We start from the raw sequence: 15,381 nt of genomic DNA, 5'->3' as shown, positions 1-15,381 counted from the left end.
CACGGGGGCCCCCGACCGGAGGCCCCTACCGAAACAGGGTAAGACGCCGGTCAGGGAGCTTTTGCCCGACAAAACGGGCTTACGGGGGTCCGTCCCCGTGGACGGGGGCGGCAGCGTCACCGCGCGGCCGTAACCTGGATGCCGTGTCCTCCCAAGAACAGCTTCTCGAAGGTCTGAACGGTCCCCAGCGCGACGCCGTCACCCACAGCGGCTCCCCGCTCCTGATCGTGGCGGGTGCCGGGTCCGGCAAGACCCGGGTCCTCACCCACCGCATCGCCCACCTCATGGCCGCGCGCGGTGTCCGTCCGGGTGAGATCCTCGCCATCACCTTCACCAACAAGGCCGCCGCCGAGATGCGCGAGCGCATCCAGGCGCTGCTGGGCGTGCGCGCCGCCAACAGCATGTGGACCATGACCTTCCACTCCGCGTGCGTGCGCATCCTGCGCAGGGAGGCCGCCCGGCTCGGCTATCCGAGCAGCTTCACCATCTACGACTCCGCCGACTCCGCGCGCCTGATGCAGCTGGTGTGCAAGGAGATGGACCTGGACCCCAAGCGGTTCCCGCCCAAGTCCTTCTCCGCCCAGGTGTCCAACCTCAAGAACGAGCTGGTCGACTACGACACGTTCGCCGGACAGGCCCAGACCGAGCAGGAGAAGAAGCTCGCCGAGGCCTACCAGCTCTACCAGCGCCGCCTGCACGAGGCCGGCGCGATGGACTTCGACGACCTGATCATGGTCACCGTCAACCTGTTCCAGATGTTCCCGGACGTCGCCGAGTACTACCGGCGCCGCTTCCGGCACGTCATGGTCGACGAGTACCAGGACACCAACCACGCCCAGTACGTGTTCATCCGCGAGCTGGTCGGCGTGGCCGAGGGCTCCGACACCAGTGTGGTGCCGCCCGCGGAGCTGTGCGTGGTCGGCGACGCCGACCAGTCCATCTACGCCTTCCGCGGCGCCACCATCCGCAACATCCTGGAGTTCGAGCGCGACTTCCCCGACGCGCGCACCATCCTCCTGGAGCAGAACTACCGCTCCACCCAGACCATCCTGTCCGCGGCCAACGCGGTCATCGACCGCAACGAGGGCCGCCCGGCCAAGAACCTGTGGTCGGAACAGGGCGACGGGCCGGCCATCGTCGGCTACGTAGCCGACAACGAGCACGACGAGGCCGCCTTCGTGGTCGGCGAGATCGACAAGCTCACCGACGACGGAACGCTCACCCCGAGCCAGGTCGCGGTGTTCTACCGGACCAACGCCCAGTCCCGCGTGTTCGAGGACGTGTTCATCCGCACCGGGCTGCCCTACAAGATCGTCGGCGGCGTGCGCTTCTACGAGCGCAAGGAGATCCGCGACGTCCTCGCCTACCTGCGGGTCCTGGCCAACCCCGAGGACACCGTCAGCCTGCGGCGCATCCTCAACGTGCCCAAGCGCGGGATCGGCGCCCGCGCGGAGGAGTCGATCGAGCTGTTCGCCGCCCGCGAGCGCATCTCCTTCTCCCGGGCCCTGCGCCGGGTGGACGAGATCCCCGGCATGGCCGCCCGCTCGGTCAAGGCGGTGCTCAACTTCACCGCCCTGCTGGAGGAGCTGGAGAAGACCGTGCCCGAGGGCACGCCCGCGGAGATCGTCGAGGCGGTGCTGAGCAAGACGGGGTACCTGTCCGAGCTGGCCGAGTCCAAGGACCTCCAGGACGAGAGCCGGGTGGAGAACCTGGAGGAGTTCGTCGACGTCGCCCGCGAGTTCGAGCACACCTTCGCCGCCCTCCTGGAGGAGGAGCCCACCGAGGACGGAGAGGAGGCCGCCGGGGCCGTCGACCCGGGAACGCCGACCCTGGTCGACTTCCTGGAGCGGATCTCCCTGGTCGCGGACACCGACCAGATCCCCGACGAGGACGACGAGGGCGGCGTGGTCACGCTGATGACCCTGCACGCGGCCAAGGGGCTGGAATTCCCCGCGGTCTTCCTCACCGGGATGGAGGACGGGGTGTTCCCGCACACCCGCACGCTCGGAGACAAGACGCAGCTGGAGGAGGAGCGCCGCCTGGCCTACGTGGGCCTGACCCGTGCGCAGCGCCTGCTGTACGTCAGCCGCGCCGCCGTGCGCAGCGCCTGGGGGACCCCCTCCTACAACCCCGCCTCCCGCTTCCTGGACGAGATCCCCTCGTCCCTGGTCGACTGGCGCCGCGCCGAGTCCACCCTGGGCGCTCCGCCCAGCCGCAGCATCGGCGGCCGGGGCTCCGGGGGCTTCGGCAGCGGAGGCGGGGGCGGTTTCGGCGGCACCTTCGGCGGCGGCTCCCGGTCGCGCGGGGGAGCGAAGGCGGCCAAGGAAGCGCCCACGCTCAGCGTGGGGGACCTGGTCAACCACGACTCCTTCGGCATGGGCCGGGTGCAGCTGGTGGAGGGGGCCGGGGACAGGACCAAGGCCCGCATCGACTTCGGCGCGGACATCGGTGAGAAGGACTTCCTGGTCAAGTACGCGCCGATCGAGAAGCTCTGAGGCCAAGTTCCGGTGAACGTGTCCCGAGCACTCCGAGCCGGGGGTAGAGTTGGGGAAGACCGAGCGAGACGGACGCGGTTCCCGCGGACGGGCCGGTCAACCCCTTCCTCCGGATCACCGTTCCGAGCACTGCTTCGGTGCGGGTAGGCTCGGGGGGCGCTTCCGAGGAAACACGGAAGCGGAACAGGAAACGGGCTTTACCCCGATCAGAAACACCGCAAACCGCCGATTTGGCGGGGCACGGAACACCTGATAAAGTAAAGACACAACAAAGCGGAAACGCACAACGCCTTCGGCGGAAAAGCTCACAGCAGCTTGTACACGAAGAGCGGTTGTTTCTTGAGAACTCAACAGCGCGTGTTTGATTTTCTTTAAGCCATGTTTGTTTTGGCCCCGTCACACAGAACCACACCGGTTCGTGTGCGGAGGTTCCTTTGATTAGCCGGGGTGACCCGGTTGGTCAGGATTACTTCTAGGTTTACCCGCCCGAACGGACCCTCCGGGGAACGCGGGCCGGGTTGAGTGACCTTTATGGAGAGTTTGATCCTGGCTCAGGACGAACGCTGGCGGCGTGCTTAACACATGCAAGTCGAGCGGTAAGGCCCTTCGGGGTACACGAGCGGCGAACGGGTGAGTAACACGTGAGCAACCTGCCCCTGACTCCGGGATAAGCGGTGGAAACGCCGTCTAATACCGGATACGACCCGCCACCTCATGGTGGAGGGTGGAAAGTTTTTCGGTCAGGGATGGGCTCGCGGCCTATCAGCTTGTTGGTGGGGTAACGGCCTACCAAGGCGATTACGGGTAGCCGGCCTGAGAGGGCGACCGGCCACACTGGGACTGAGACACGGCCCAGACTCCTGCGGGAGGCAGCAGTGGGGAATATTGCGCAATGGGCGAAAGCCTGACGCAGCGACGCCGCGTGGGGGATGACGGCCTTCGGGTTGTAAACCTCTTTTACCACCAACGCAGGCTCCCAGTTCTCTGGGGGTTGACGGTAGGTGGGGAATAAGGACCGGCTAACTACGTGCCAGCAGCCGCGGTAATACGTAGGGTCCGAGCGTTGTCCGGAATTATTGGGCGTAAAGAGCTCGTAGGCGGCGTGTCGCGTCTGCTGTGAAAGACCGGGGCTTAACTCCGGTTCTGCAGTGGATACGGGCATGCTAGAGGTAGGTAGGGGAGACTGGAATTCCTGGTGTAGCGGTGAAATGCGCAGATATCAGGAGGAACACCGGTGGCGAAGGCGGGTCTCTGGGCCTTACCTGACGCTGAGGAGCGAAAGCATGGGGAGCGAACAGGATTAGATACCCTGGTAGTCCATGCCGTAAACGTTGGGCGCTAGGTGTGGGGACTTTCCACGGTTTCCGCGCCGTAGCTAACGCATTAAGCGCCCCGCCTGGGGAGTACGGCCGCAAGGCTAAAACTCAAAGGAATTGACGGGGGCCCGCACAAGCGGCGGAGCATGTTGCTTAATTCGACGCAACGCGAAGAACCTTACCAAGGTTTGACATCACCCGTGGACTCGCAGAGATGTGAGGTCATTTAGTTGGCGGGTGACAGGTGGTGCATGGCTGTCGTCAGCTCGTGTCGTGAGATGTTGGGTTAAGTCCCGCAACGAGCGCAACCCTTGTTCCATGTTGCCAGCACGTAATGGTGGGGACTCATGGGAGACTGCCGGGGTCAACTCGGAGGAAGGTGGGGATGACGTCAAGTCATCATGCCCCTTATGTCTTGGGCTGCAAACATGCTACAATGGCCGGTACAATGGGCGTGCGATACCGTAAGGTGGAGCGAATCCCTAAAAGCCGGTCTCAGTTCGGATTGGGGTCTGCAACTCGACCCCATGAAGGTGGAGTCGCTAGTAATCGCGGATCAGCAACGCCGCGGTGAATACGTTCCCGGGCCTTGTACACACCGCCCGTCACGTCATGAAAGTCGGCAACACCCGAAACTTGCGGCCTAACCCCTTGTGGGAGGGAGTGAGTGAAGGTGGGGCTGGCGATTGGGACGAAGTCGTAACAAGGTAGCCGTACCGGAAGGTGCGGCTGGATCACCTCCTTTCTAAGGAGTCTTTACAGGCCAACGCCTTTCCTAATGTTGGCCGGACTCGAAAGTGGACCCGGCATCCTTCGGGGTGTTTGGGAGTGGCTGAAGTGAAATCGGACTTGACCTCGGGCGACTAGAAGCGTCCGGGGGCGCGCTGTTGGGTGTCTGAGGAAGCAACCTCTGCTCCGTTCTGGAGTGGGTGTTGGTTCCCGCGGACCGCCTCTGAGAACTCTCGGTGGGTGTGCGGACCTTGATGTTCGCTGCTTGTGGCCGATGTGGTGTTGGGGTATGCGGTTGGTGTTTTGATTTGTGAATAGTGTGCGCGAGCATCTTATTATCTGTAGTGGCCAAGTGATAGTGGCACACGGTGGATGCCTTGGCACCAGGCGCCGATGAAGGACGTGGGAGGCCGCGATAGGCCACGGGGAGCTGTCAACCGAGCTGTGATCCGTGGGTGTCCGAATGGGGAAACCTAGCCCGAGTTGTGTCGGGTTGCCGCCATCTGAATGTATAGGGTGGTTGGTGGTGACGCGGGGAAGTGAAACATCTCAGTACCCGTAGGAAGAGTAAACAACAGTGATTCTCCTAGTAGTGGTGAGCGAACGGGGAAGAGGCTAAACCGTAGGCGTGTGATAGACGGCAGTCGTTGCGTTTGCGGGGTTGTGGGACATGTCTGTTCAGGTCTGCCGGCCTGGAGCGTTGATGTCGGTGGTAGTTGAAACCGTTGGGAAGCGGTACCGGAGTGGGTGAGAGTCCCGTAGATGAAGGTACCGGCTAGACGTTGATGTGTTCCCGAGTAGCGCGGAGCCCGTGAAAGTCCGTGTGAATCTGGCAGGACCACCTGCTAAGCCAAAATACGTCCTGGTGACCGATAGTGCACTAGTACCGTGAGGGAAAGGTGAAAAGTGCCCCGGTGAGGGGTCGTGAAATAGTACCTGAAACCGTGTGCTGTCAAGCCGTCAGAGCTGGACCTTCGGGTGTGGTGATGGCGTGCCTTTTGAAGAATGAGCCTGCGAGTCATGGTGTGTGGCGAGGTTAACCCGGGTGGGGTAGCCGTAGGGAAACCGAGTCTGAATAGGGCGGTTGAGTCGCATGCTGTGGACCCGAAGCGGAGTGATCTACCCATGTCCAGGGTGAAGCGGGGGTAAGACCTCGTGGAGGCCCGAACCCACCAGGGTTGAAAACCTGGGGGATGAGGTGTGGGTAGGGGTGAAAGGCCAATCAAACTCCGTGATAGCTGGTTCTCCCCGAAATGCATTTAGGTGCAGCGTCGCGTGTTTCTTGCTGGAGGTAGAGCTACTGTTTGGCTGATGGGCCCGACAAGGTTACTGACGTCAGACAAACTCCGAATGCCGGTGAAGTGAAGCGTGGCAGTGAGACTGCGGGGGATAAGCTTCGTAGTCGAGAGGGAAACAGCCCAGATCATCAGCTAAGGCCCCTAAGCGTGTGCTAAGTGGGAAAGGTTGTGGAGTTGCTGAGACAACCAGGAGGTTGGCTTAGAAGCAGCCATCCTTTAAAGAGTGCGTAATAGCTCACTGGTCAAGTGGTTCTGCGCCGATAATGTAGCGGGGCTAAAGCACACCGCCGAAGCTGTGAAGCTCAAGACTTGTTCTTGGGTTGGTAGGGGAGCGTCGTGCGTCCGGTGAAGCTGCCGAGTGATCGTGTGGTGGAGGGCGTGCGAGTGAGAATGCAGGCATGAGTAGCGAAAGCAACGTGAGAAACGTTGCCGCCGATTGACTAAGGGTTCCTGGGGCAGGTTAATCCGCCCAGGGTGAGTCTGGACCTAAGGCGAGGCCGACAGGCGTAGTCGATGGATAACGGGTTGATATTCCCGTACCCGTGCACGAGCGTCCAGTACTGAATCAGGTGATGCTAACCACGCTGGTGGTCTTGGGTCCCTTCGGGGAGCTTTGGCTTACTGGTCTGGGAACCGAGCTTGTAGTAGGTAAGTGATGGGGTGACGCAGGAGGGTAGCTCTACCCGGCGGTGGTTGTCCGGGGGTAAGCGTGTAGGCTGAGGGGTTGGCAAATCCGCCTCTCGTGTGAGCTGAGACGTGATGCCGAGCCGTTTTTGGTGAAGTGAGTGATCCCATGCTGTCGAGAAAAGCCTCTAGCGAGTTCGTGTGTGGCCAGTACCCTAAACCGACGCAGGTGGTCAGGTAGAGAATACCGAGGCGTTCGGGTGAACCATGGTTAAGGAACTCGGCAAATTGTCCCCGTAACTTTGGGAGAAGGGGAGCCCTGTCTGGTGATGGATCTTGCATCCTGAGCTGGGTGGGGTCGCAGATAGCGGGGGGAAGCGACTGTTTATTAAAAACACAGGTCCGTGCGAAGTCGTAAGACGCTGTATACGGACTGACGCCTGCCCGGTGCTGGAACGTTAAGAGGACTGGTTAGTGGGGGTTCGCCCCTGCGAAGCTGGGAATCTAAGCGCCAGTAAACGGCGGTGGTAACTATAACCATCCTAAGGTAGCGAAATTCCTTGTCGGGTAAGTTCCGACCTGCACGAATGGCGTAACGACTTCCCCACTGTCTCAACCATGGGCCCGGTGAAATTGCACTACGAGTAAAGATGCTCGTTTCGCGCAGCAGGACGGAAAGACCCCGGGACCTTCACTATAGCTTGACATTGGTGTTTGGGATGGTTTGTGTAGGATAGGTGGGAGCCGGTGAAGCTGTCACGCTAGTGGCGGTGGAGGCGTTGGTGAAATACCACTCTGACTGTTTCGGGCATCTAACTTTGGACCGTGATCCGGTTCGGGGACAGTGTCTGGTGGGTAGTTTAACTGGGGCGGTTGCCTCCCAAAGAGTAACGGAGGCGCCCAAAGGTTCCCTCAGCCTGGTTGGTAATCAGGTGTTGAGTGTAAGTGCACAAGGGAGCTTGACTGTGAGACGGACGTGTCGAGCAGGAGCGAAAGCTGGGACTAGTGATCCGGCACCGGCGTGTGGAAGCGGTGTCGCTCAACGGCTAAAAGGTACCCCGGGGATAACAGGCTGATCTTCCCCAAGAGTCCATATCGACGGGATGGTTTGGCACCTCGATGTCGGCTCGTCGCATCCTGGGGCTGGAGTTGGTCCCAAGGGTTGGGCTGTTCGCCCATTAAAGCGGCACGCGAGCTGGGTTTAGAACGTCGTGAGACAGTTCGGTCCCTATCCGCTGTGCGCGTTGGAGACTTGAGAAGGGCTGTCCCTAGTACGAGAGGACCGGGACGGACGAACCTCTGGTGTGCCAGTTGTCCTGCCAAGGGCATGGCTGGTTGGCTACGTTCGGGAGGGATAACCGCTGAAAGCATCTAAGCGGGAAGCTTGCTTCGAGATGAGGTCTCCTGCCTCCTTGAGGGGGTAAGGCTCCCTATAGACGATGGGGTTGATAGGCCGGGTGTGGAAGCCCTGTGAGGGGTGGAGCTGACCGGTACTAATAGGCCGAGGGCTTGTCCGCTGCAGATAATTGGATGTTCGCGCACACTTTTCACGGAGCTTGCTGCTCGCTGTGATTCCCTGCCTTGTGGGGTGGGTTGAGTTGGGGTGGGTGGTGTGTGGTTTCCGTGGTGGTTATTGCTGGAGGGTCACACCCGGTCTCTTTCCGAACCCGGTCGTTAAGTCTCTTTGCGCTGATGGTACTGCCCTGTGGTGGGGTGGGAGAGTAGGTCGCTGCCACGGTTTTTCTTGAAGGAGGGGTGGGGTTGCCTGTTAGGGGTGGCCCTGCCTCTCTTTTTTGTGTCGGGGGAGGGGTGCCCACAAGGCGGCCCCTCCCCCTTTTTCATGGGCTTACATGTGCACTTGTGAAATCAGTGGGCGCCTAGAACCCGTAGTTGTACATCGAACCGCCCGGGTAGACGGTTCCGACACCGTTGCGGTAGGCGTAGCCGCCGTAGGCGGCGCTCTCCACGAAGGTCCAGCCGCCCAGGGTCCTGCCGTGCAGGGCGACGTACCAGCCGGCGGCGTTGGGGTCGCTGTACCCCCGCAGCGAGAAGTGGATGTGCGCACCGGTCGTCGAACCGCCGGCGCAGAGGCTGTTGCCCTGGGTGCCGAGGTAGTGGCCGACCCCGACGTTGTTGCCGGGCAGCCACTGGTAGTTCTCCAGGTGGTAGTAGTCCGTGGAGTACCCGTTGTCGTGGATCACCCGCGTCCAACCGGTGCACAGGCTGTAGGCGTAGCCGCCGCGGGCCGCCCGGGCCTGGCCGCTGCCGCCCGCGAAGTCCACCGAGCTGTAGGGACGGCCTCCGCTGTTGCCGTGCGGTCCTCCCGTCATGATCATCGACGAGCCGATGGCGAACGGCAGCCCGACACCGGTGTAGCTGCTGGTGGAGACTCCTGAGGGGTCCGTCGAGGCCGCGACGGTCTCCCGTTCCTCCTCCTCCAGCAGCTCGGAGTCGGCCAGGATGGACGAGAACTCCTCGGTCCCCTCCAATCCGACCGTCCACGCGGAGCCCTCGTAGTCGGCGGCGAACAGCCAGGCGTAGGGGCTCTCGTCCACGTTCACGGGCGCGGTCACGATGGCTACGCCGAACGCCGATCCGCCGGTGGCCTCGCGGACGTCGACCCGCACGTCGCGCTCCTGGCGGGAGAGCGCGCCGAGGGACGAATTCCGTTCACTCAGTACGTCGGCGACCACCGATTCGGCCAGGACGTCCTCGGCGGAAGCGGCGGCGGACCCGCCGGGGAGGGCTTCGGCGGTGCCGCTGTCGACGGAGACCTCGACGTTGTCAGCGGAGGCGAGGGGGGTTCCCGCCGGAATCGGTTGGGCGTGGGCGGTGGAGGCGGTGACGGCCAGGACGGCCGAGGCCGTGACGGCCACGGCTGCGACGCCCAGGGGGCGGGTTCTGGACACCGGGGAACGGAGACCGGGGGTGGTAGGGGGTGGCAACTCTTCTCCTTGTGGGGGCGGAGTCATCGGGGCCGTGCGCGCAGGGGTGTGAGCACACGGTTACCGAAGAGTAATGACGAGTCCGTGCCCCGGCAAGGGGTGTAAGGGCGGCGTTTCACGCAGTGCCAACCGCAGGTGCCGCACACGACTGAAGGCCCCGCCCCCGCGCTCGGGAACGGGGCCGGTGGCCCCCCACCAGGTCAGCGGATGCCCGCGACCCTGCCCTCCAGACCAAGGAGGAACTCCTTGCGCTCCAGGCCGCCCGCGTACCCGGTGAGCGAACCGTTCGCACCGATCACCCGGTGGCACGGCACGATGATGCTGATCGGGTTGCGACCGTTGGCCATGCCCACAGCCCGGGAGGCGGTCGGCCTGCCCAGCTCCTCCGCCAACTGGCCGTAGCTCGCGGTCTCGCCGAACGGGATGGTCGTCAACGCCGCCCACACCTTCAACTGCCAGTCGGTCCCCAGTGGGGCCAGCGGCAGGGAGAACTCGCGCAGTTCGCCAGCGAAGTACGCCTTCAACTGCTTCTCGACGTCGGCGAACGGCTCGTGATCGGCCACCCAGTCCTGCGGGACCACCCGCGTCCGCCCGTCCTTGGCCGGGGTGAGCACGCCGGCCAGGGCCGCGCCGTCACCGAACAGGGTCAGGTCGCCCACCGGTGACGGCATCGTCGTGTACCGCGTCGGTCCGGGCAAGGGAGCGCGGAACTCCACCGTCGCCACCCTCGGGGGCGTCTTCGGCTCAACATCGAACGCCAGCATTCCCTGTTCCTCCTGCCCCGGTCCCCCGACCGCCCGTGCCTGCCGCGTGCTCATGCCGATTCCTTCCGTTGCCGACGTTGCCTCGAAACACCCCGTACGCCCTCCCGTGCGACCGCCGCTGCCCGAACGGCCGTACTCTCCCGCTCCCGGTCGGCCAACGACGCCCACAGCGCGTGGTTGGCGTAGGACCGCCACGGGCTCCACGCCCGGGCCTCGCGCGCGGCGGCCGCGGGGGTCGCCCGCCTGCCCCCCGCCTCCAGCGCCATCCGCACGCCCAGGTCGCCGTGCAGGAAGACGTCCGGATCGCCCAGACCACGCATGCGCACGTAACCGGCGGTCCACGGACCGATGCCGCGCAGCTCCACCAGACGCCGTTCGACCTCGTCCCGGTCGCATCCGGGTCCCAGGTCGATCCACCCCGAGGCGATCACCCCGCACAGCCCAGCCAGGGCGCGTCCCCGCGCGACCGGGATGGAGAAACCGGCCGGGTCGGCGGCCGCGAGCGCGTCAGGGGAGGGGAACACATGGGTGAGCCCTCCGCCCGGCGCCTCCAGTCCCGGGGCGAGCGGTTCGCCGAACCGCTCCACCAGCCGTCCCGCCAGCGTGCGGGCCGCACGTACCGACACCTGTTGGCCGAGGACCGCCCGGACCGCCAGCTCGGCCGGGTCCACGTGCCCCGGCGACCGCAGTCCCGGGTGGGCGGCCACGATCGGTCCCAGGAGGGGGTCGCCGCCCAGGGCCTCGGCCACCGCACCCGGATCGGCGTCCAGGTCGAGCAGCCGGCGGCACCGGCGCACGGCACTGGTCAGGTCGCGCGCCTCCGACAGCCGCAGACGGCACAGCACGTGCCCTCCGACGGTCCCGGTCCCCTCGGACAGCTCCACCACCGCGGGACCGTGCGCCAGCATCAGCGTTCTGCGGTAGACCCCGTCCCGGTACTCCTCCACGCCCGGCACCGAGCGGTCTCCGAGGAACCCCAGCATCCGGGCAAGGTCGATCGGCTCCCGGTAGGGCAGCCGCAGCGTGACCGTCCCCGGCTCGGTGGCCGGAGGGCTGTCGTCCCCCGGACGCGCCCCCGCGGCGGCCGACGCACGCCGACCGCCCATGGTCCGCATCTCTGTGGGGGAGCGGTCGAACACCGCGCGCATCGTCTCGTTGAACTGGCGCACGCTCGCGAACCCCGCGGCGAAGGCGACGTCCGCCATCGGCATGTCCGTGGTCTCCACCAGCACCCGCGCCGTCTGCGCGCGCTCGGTCCGGGCCAGGGCCAGCGGCCCCGCGCCCACCTCGGCCGACAGCAGCCGGTTGAGCTGGCGTTCGCTGTAGCCGACCGCCGAGGCCAGGGCGCTGACGCCGCCCCGGTCCACGGCGCCGTCCTGGATGAGGCGCATCGCGCGGCCGACCACGTCGGCCCTCAGATTCCACTCCGGCGAACCGGGGGTCAGGTCGGGGCGGCACCGCTTGCAGGCGCGGAACCCCGACTCCTGGGCGGCCGCGGCGGTCGGGAAGAAGCGGACGTTGGCGCGTTTGGGGGTGACGGCCGGACAGCTCGGACGGCAGTAGATACCCGTGGTGCGCACGGCTGTGTAGAAGAGGCCGTCGAAGCGGGCGTCCCTGCTGTGTACGGCGCGGTAGCGCTGGTCGTCGTCCATCACGCCATCCATGTTCGCCGACACGCCACACCGAAGCTGGCGGTTTTCGGACATCGACGCGCGTGCTCCCCGTCTCCGGTTCGCAGGGGCCCGCCCCCTCCGAACCGGACGCCCCCGCGGGGCTCACCGGCCCGGAGGGCCGTCGTCTACGAGGGGCTCAGGTGGCTCCGGCGTCCCCGTCCTCGGCCACGTCCTCGGCGGTTTCACCGTGGTCGAGGAGGTACTGCACGTACACCGGGCGCAACGCCTCCTGGACGTCCGGGTCGGTCTCGGCGGACAGCGCCTCGTACACGAAACCGGACAGCTGGGCGACGCTCGCCTCACTGGCCTCCTCGTTGCCCGCCGCCGCCTCGGCGGCCGGGATCAGCCTGAGGAGCCGCCAGAAGAAGCGCAGGTCCCACCGCTGCCGTGCCAGTTCGACGGCGCGGTCCCGCAGGTCCTCCGTGCTGGTCCGGTCGAATTCGGTGACATCGTCTCCCATGTTCGGACGATACCCGTCCCCGCGCCCGTCACCCGACAGTGACCTGCGTTACCCTTCATGCGAGTTCATCGTCTCGTCCCCGCGCACCCGGGGGCCTCCCACAAGGAGGGCCGGGCGGTCGGGGGAACACTCGTGAGGGGTTTGCCATGGCCGAGGGCGCAGCACGGATCGTCGTAGCCAAGCCGGGGCTGGACGGGCACGACCGCGGTGTCAAGATCGTGGCCCGCGTGCTGCGTGACGCCGGGGTCGAGGTCATCTACACGGGCCTGCGCCAGACACCCGAGATGATCGTGGCGGCCGCGCTCCAGGAGGACGCCGACGCCATCGGCCTGTCCGTGCTCTCCGGCGCCCACATGACCATGTTCTCCCGTGTCCTGGAACTGCTCAAGGAGAACGGCGCGGAGGACATCCGGGTGTTCGGCGGCGGGATCATCCCCGACGCCGACATCGCCGAGCTCGAACGCCTGGGCGTCGCCAAGATCTTCACTCCGGGCGCTCCGACCTCGGAGATCGCCGACTGGGTGCGGGAGAACGTCCGCCCGGCGCACGCGGCCTGAGCCCCTCACACGCCAGCGGAGTTCCCTTCGGCCCCGCCTTCGCCGGGTGATGTTGGTCGCACCCGTTCGGGCGGCCGTATCCGGGCGAAAGGCGTCCCCGTGGTGTTATGTCGTGTCCCTGGTCACATATTTTCCCACGCGGGTGCTTCCGCGACGCCTCCTGAGCGGCTTTTGGGACGGGCCGGGGCCGGTCAACCCGGCCCCCGGTGTCTGGCGGCCGGATTTCAGGCGACTAAGCTTTGCGCATGTCGCGGGTGGCAACGCCGCGGCGATCTCGATCTTCTGTAAGCGGCGCAGCCCGCGGGGTTGTGCCTCGTGCGCCCCGTGTGACACGTGTCAGTGGGTCACAGCCGATCCGGACGAGGCCACCCCGGTAGACATCCTGAGCCAGCGAGTTACAAGGACGGACCCTCGTGGACCTGTTCGAATACCAGGCGAAGCAACTCTTCGCAGAGTACGGGGTTCCCGTACCCCAGGGGAAGGTGGCGAGCACGGCCGCTGAGGCGCGTGCCATCGCTGATGAGTTCGCCGCCGCCGGCAAGCCCCGCGTCGTCGTCAAGGCGCAGGTCAAGACCGGTGGTCGCGGCAAGGCCGGCGGCGTCAAGGTCGCCGAGGGCCCCGAGGACGCCCAGGCCAAGGCCGAGCAGATCCTCGGCATGGACATCAAGGGCCACACGGTCCACCGTGTCCTGGTGGAGGAGGCCTCCGACATCGCGGAGGAGTACTACTTCTCCTTCCTGCTGGACCGCGCGAACCGCACCTTCCTGTCCATCTGCTCGGCCGAGGGCGGCATGGACATCGAGGAGGTCGCCGAGACCAATCCCGACGCGGTCGCCAAGTTCCCGGTCGACGCCCTGACCGGCGCTCCCGCCAGCATCGCGGCGGAGATCGTCAAGGCGGGCAAGCTGCCCGAGGCCGCCGCCGAGGGCGCGACCGAGGTCATCACCAAGCTGTGGGACGCCTTCGTCGGCAAGGACGCCACCCTCGTCGAGGTGAACCCGCTCATCCTGACCAAGGACGGCCGGGTCGTCGCCCTGGACGGCAAGGTGACCCTGGACGAGAACGCCGAGTTCCGCCAGGACCTGGAGAGCCTCACCTTCGCCGAGGAGGGTGACCCCCTGGAGGTCGCCGCCAAGGCCAAGGGCCTCAACTACGTCAAGCTCGACGGCGAGGTCGGCATCATCGGCAACGGCGCGGGCCTGGTCATGTCCACCCTGGACGTGGTCGCCTACGCCGGCGAGGCCCACGGCGGCGTCAAGCCCGCCAACTTCCTGGACATCGGCGGCGGCGCCTCGGCCGAGGTCATGGCCAACGGCCTGGACATCATCCTGGGCGACCCCTCGGTCAAGAGCGTGTTCGTCAACGTCTTCGGCGGCATCACCGCCTGCGACGCGGTGGCCAACGGCATCGTCCAGGCCCTGGAGCTGCTGGAGAGCCGCGGCGACGACGTCAGCAAGCCGCTGGTCGTGCGTCTGGACGGCAACAACGCCGAACTGGGCCGCGAGATCCTCACCAAGCGGGCCCACCCGGCCGTGCGACAGGTCGACACGATGGACGGCGCCGCCGCTCAGGCCGCCGAGCTCGCGGCGAAGTAGGGGAAACAAACACCATGGCTATCTTCCTCAACAAGGACAGCAAGGTACTCGTCCAGGGCATGACGGGCTCTGAGGGCACCAAGCACACCCGGCGCATGCTCGCCTCGGGCACCACCGTCGTGGGCGGGGTCAACCCCCGCAAGGCCGGCCAGAAGGTCGACTTCGACGGCACCGAGGTGCCCGTCTTCGGCTCGGTGGCCGAGGGCATGGCCGCCACCGGCGCCGACGTCACCGTCATCTTCGTGCCGCCCAAGTTCTCGCGTGAGGCGGTCTTCGAGGCCATCGACGCCGGGATCGGGCTGGCCGTGGTCATCACCGAGGGCATCCCGGTGCACGACACGGCCGCGTTCTGGGCGCACGCCCGGGCCAAGGGCGACAAGACCCGCATCATCGGCCCGAACTGCCCCGGGCTGATCACGCCGGGCCAGTCCAACGCGGGCATCATTCCGGCCGACATCACCAAGCCGGGCCGGATCGGGCTGGTGTCCAAGTCCGGGACGCTGACGTACCAGATGATGTACGAGCTGCGTGACATCGGTTTCTCCTCGGCGGTGGGCATCGGCGGGGACCCGATCATCGGGACCACGCACATCGACGCTCTGGCGGCGTTCGAGGCGGACGCGGACACCGACGTGATCGTGATGATCGGTGAGATCGGCGGGGACGCCGAGGAGCGTGCGGCGGAGTTCATCCGGGAGAACGTGACCAAGCCGGTGGTGGGTTACGTGGCGGGCTTCACCGCTCCGGAGGGCAAGACGATGGGGCACGCGGGCGCGATCGTGTCGGGTTCCTCGGGCACGGCCGCGGCCAAGAAGGAAGCGCTGGAGGCCGTCGGCGTCAAGGTCGGCAAGACTCCGAGCGAGACCGCTCAGCTGGTGCGCGCGCTGTTCTGACGCGTTCCGGTACCTACAACGGCTCCGCCCCG

8 protein-coding genes and 3 rRNA genes are annotated in these 15,381 nt (G+C 65.7%); 7 read left to right on the top strand and 4 right to left on the bottom strand.

The window, feature by feature from the left end; all coding sequences use genetic code 11:
• The first annotated feature begins 143 nt into the window (after positions 1-143).
• From pcrA to rrf, 4 genes are all read left to right on the top strand, one after another.
• The gene (pcrA, locus tag KGD83_RS25555) at positions 144-2,495 is read left to right on the top strand and encodes a DNA helicase PcrA (protein ID WP_212641523.1); all 2,352 of its coding nucleotides are present in this window, start codon (positions 144-146) and stop codon (positions 2,493-2,495) included.
• Positions 2,496-3,023: 528 nt separating this feature from the next.
• A 16S ribosomal RNA gene (locus KGD83_RS25550) occupies positions 3,024-4,556 on the top strand.
• A 329-nt stretch (positions 4,557-4,885) separates the two neighbouring features.
• Positions 4,886-7,980 (top strand): 23S ribosomal RNA (locus tag KGD83_RS25545).
• A 104-nt stretch (positions 7,981-8,084) separates the two neighbouring features.
• Positions 8,085-8,200 (top strand): 5S ribosomal RNA (rrf, locus tag KGD83_RS25540).
• Together the 16S, 23S and 5S rRNA genes form the textbook arrangement of a ribosomal RNA operon.
• A gap of 139 nt (positions 8,201-8,339) precedes the next feature.
• On the opposite strand, the gene KGD83_RS25535 is transcribed toward rrf, so the two are convergent.
• The 4 genes from KGD83_RS25535 to KGD83_RS25520 form a co-directional block, all read right to left on the bottom strand.
• Positions 8,340-9,407 (bottom strand): M23 family metallopeptidase, encoded by a 1,068-nt coding sequence (locus tag KGD83_RS25535; protein WP_212641522.1) that lies wholly within the window; start codon positions 9,405-9,407, stop codon positions 8,340-8,342.
• 200 nt (positions 9,408-9,607) lie between these two features.
• The gene (locus KGD83_RS25530; RefSeq protein ID WP_212644608.1) at positions 9,608-10,171 is read right to left on the bottom strand and encodes a methylated-DNA--[protein]-cysteine S-methyltransferase; all 564 of its coding nucleotides are present in this window, start codon (positions 10,169-10,171) and stop codon (positions 9,608-9,610) included.
• Positions 10,172-10,221: 50 nt separating this feature from the next.
• On the bottom strand, positions 10,222-11,823 hold the full coding sequence (locus KGD83_RS25525; protein ID WP_212641521.1) for an AlkA N-terminal domain-containing protein: 1,602 nt from the start codon (positions 11,821-11,823) through the stop codon (positions 10,222-10,224).
• Between the two features lie 157 nt (positions 11,824-11,980).
• A complete protein-coding gene (locus KGD83_RS25520) occupies positions 11,981-12,304 on the bottom strand; it encodes a hypothetical protein (RefSeq protein WP_212641520.1) in 324 nt (107 codons plus the stop codon).
• A gap of 146 nt (positions 12,305-12,450) precedes the next feature.
• On the opposite strand from KGD83_RS25520, the gene KGD83_RS25515 reads away from it, so the two are divergent.
• The 3 genes from KGD83_RS25515 (at position 12,451) to sucD (ending at position 15,349) form a co-directional block, all read left to right on the top strand.
• Positions 12,451-12,861, top strand: a complete 411-nt coding sequence (locus KGD83_RS25515; protein ID WP_017568668.1) for a cobalamin B12-binding domain-containing protein — start codon at positions 12,451-12,453, stop codon at positions 12,859-12,861.
• A 413-nt stretch (positions 12,862-13,274) separates the two neighbouring features.
• The gene (sucC, locus tag KGD83_RS25510; protein WP_019608556.1) at positions 13,275-14,456 is read left to right on the top strand and encodes an ADP-forming succinate--CoA ligase subunit beta; all 1,182 of its coding nucleotides are present in this window, start codon (positions 13,275-13,277) and stop codon (positions 14,454-14,456) included.
• Between the two features lie 14 nt (positions 14,457-14,470).
• Positions 14,471-15,349 (top strand): succinate--CoA ligase subunit alpha, encoded by an 879-nt coding sequence (sucD, locus tag KGD83_RS25505; protein ID WP_212641519.1) that lies wholly within the window; start codon positions 14,471-14,473, stop codon positions 15,347-15,349.
• Positions 15,350-15,381: the final 32 nt, after the last annotated feature.

Source organism: Nocardiopsis akebiae, from assembly GCF_018316795.1.
In the GTDB taxonomy this organism is placed as follows: domain Bacteria; phylum Actinomycetota; class Actinomycetes; order Streptosporangiales; family Streptosporangiaceae; genus Nocardiopsis; species Nocardiopsis dassonvillei.
Note: the sequence above shows the minus strand (reverse complement) of the source record. Positions and strands in the feature narration are given on the sequence as shown.

Excerpts from the sequence above, each read along its gene's own strand:
- KGD83_RS25520 (WP_212641520.1), bottom strand. The coding sequence starts at position 12,304 with ATGGGAGACGATGTCACCGAATTCGACCGGACCAGCACGGAGGACCTG.
- KGD83_RS25525 (WP_212641521.1), bottom strand. The coding sequence starts at position 11,823 with ATGGACGACGACCAGCGCTACCGCGCCGTACACAGCAGGGACGCCCGC.
- KGD83_RS25515 (WP_017568668.1), top strand. The coding sequence starts at position 12,451 with ATGGCCGAGGGCGCAGCACGGATCGTCGTAGCCAAGCCGGGGCTGGAC.
- KGD83_RS25530 (WP_212644608.1), bottom strand. The coding sequence starts at position 10,171 with ATGCTGGCGTTCGATGTTGAGCCGAAGACGCCCCCGAGGGTGGCGACG.
- sucD (WP_212641519.1), top strand. The coding sequence starts at position 14,471 with ATGGCTATCTTCCTCAACAAGGACAGCAAGGTACTCGTCCAGGGCATG.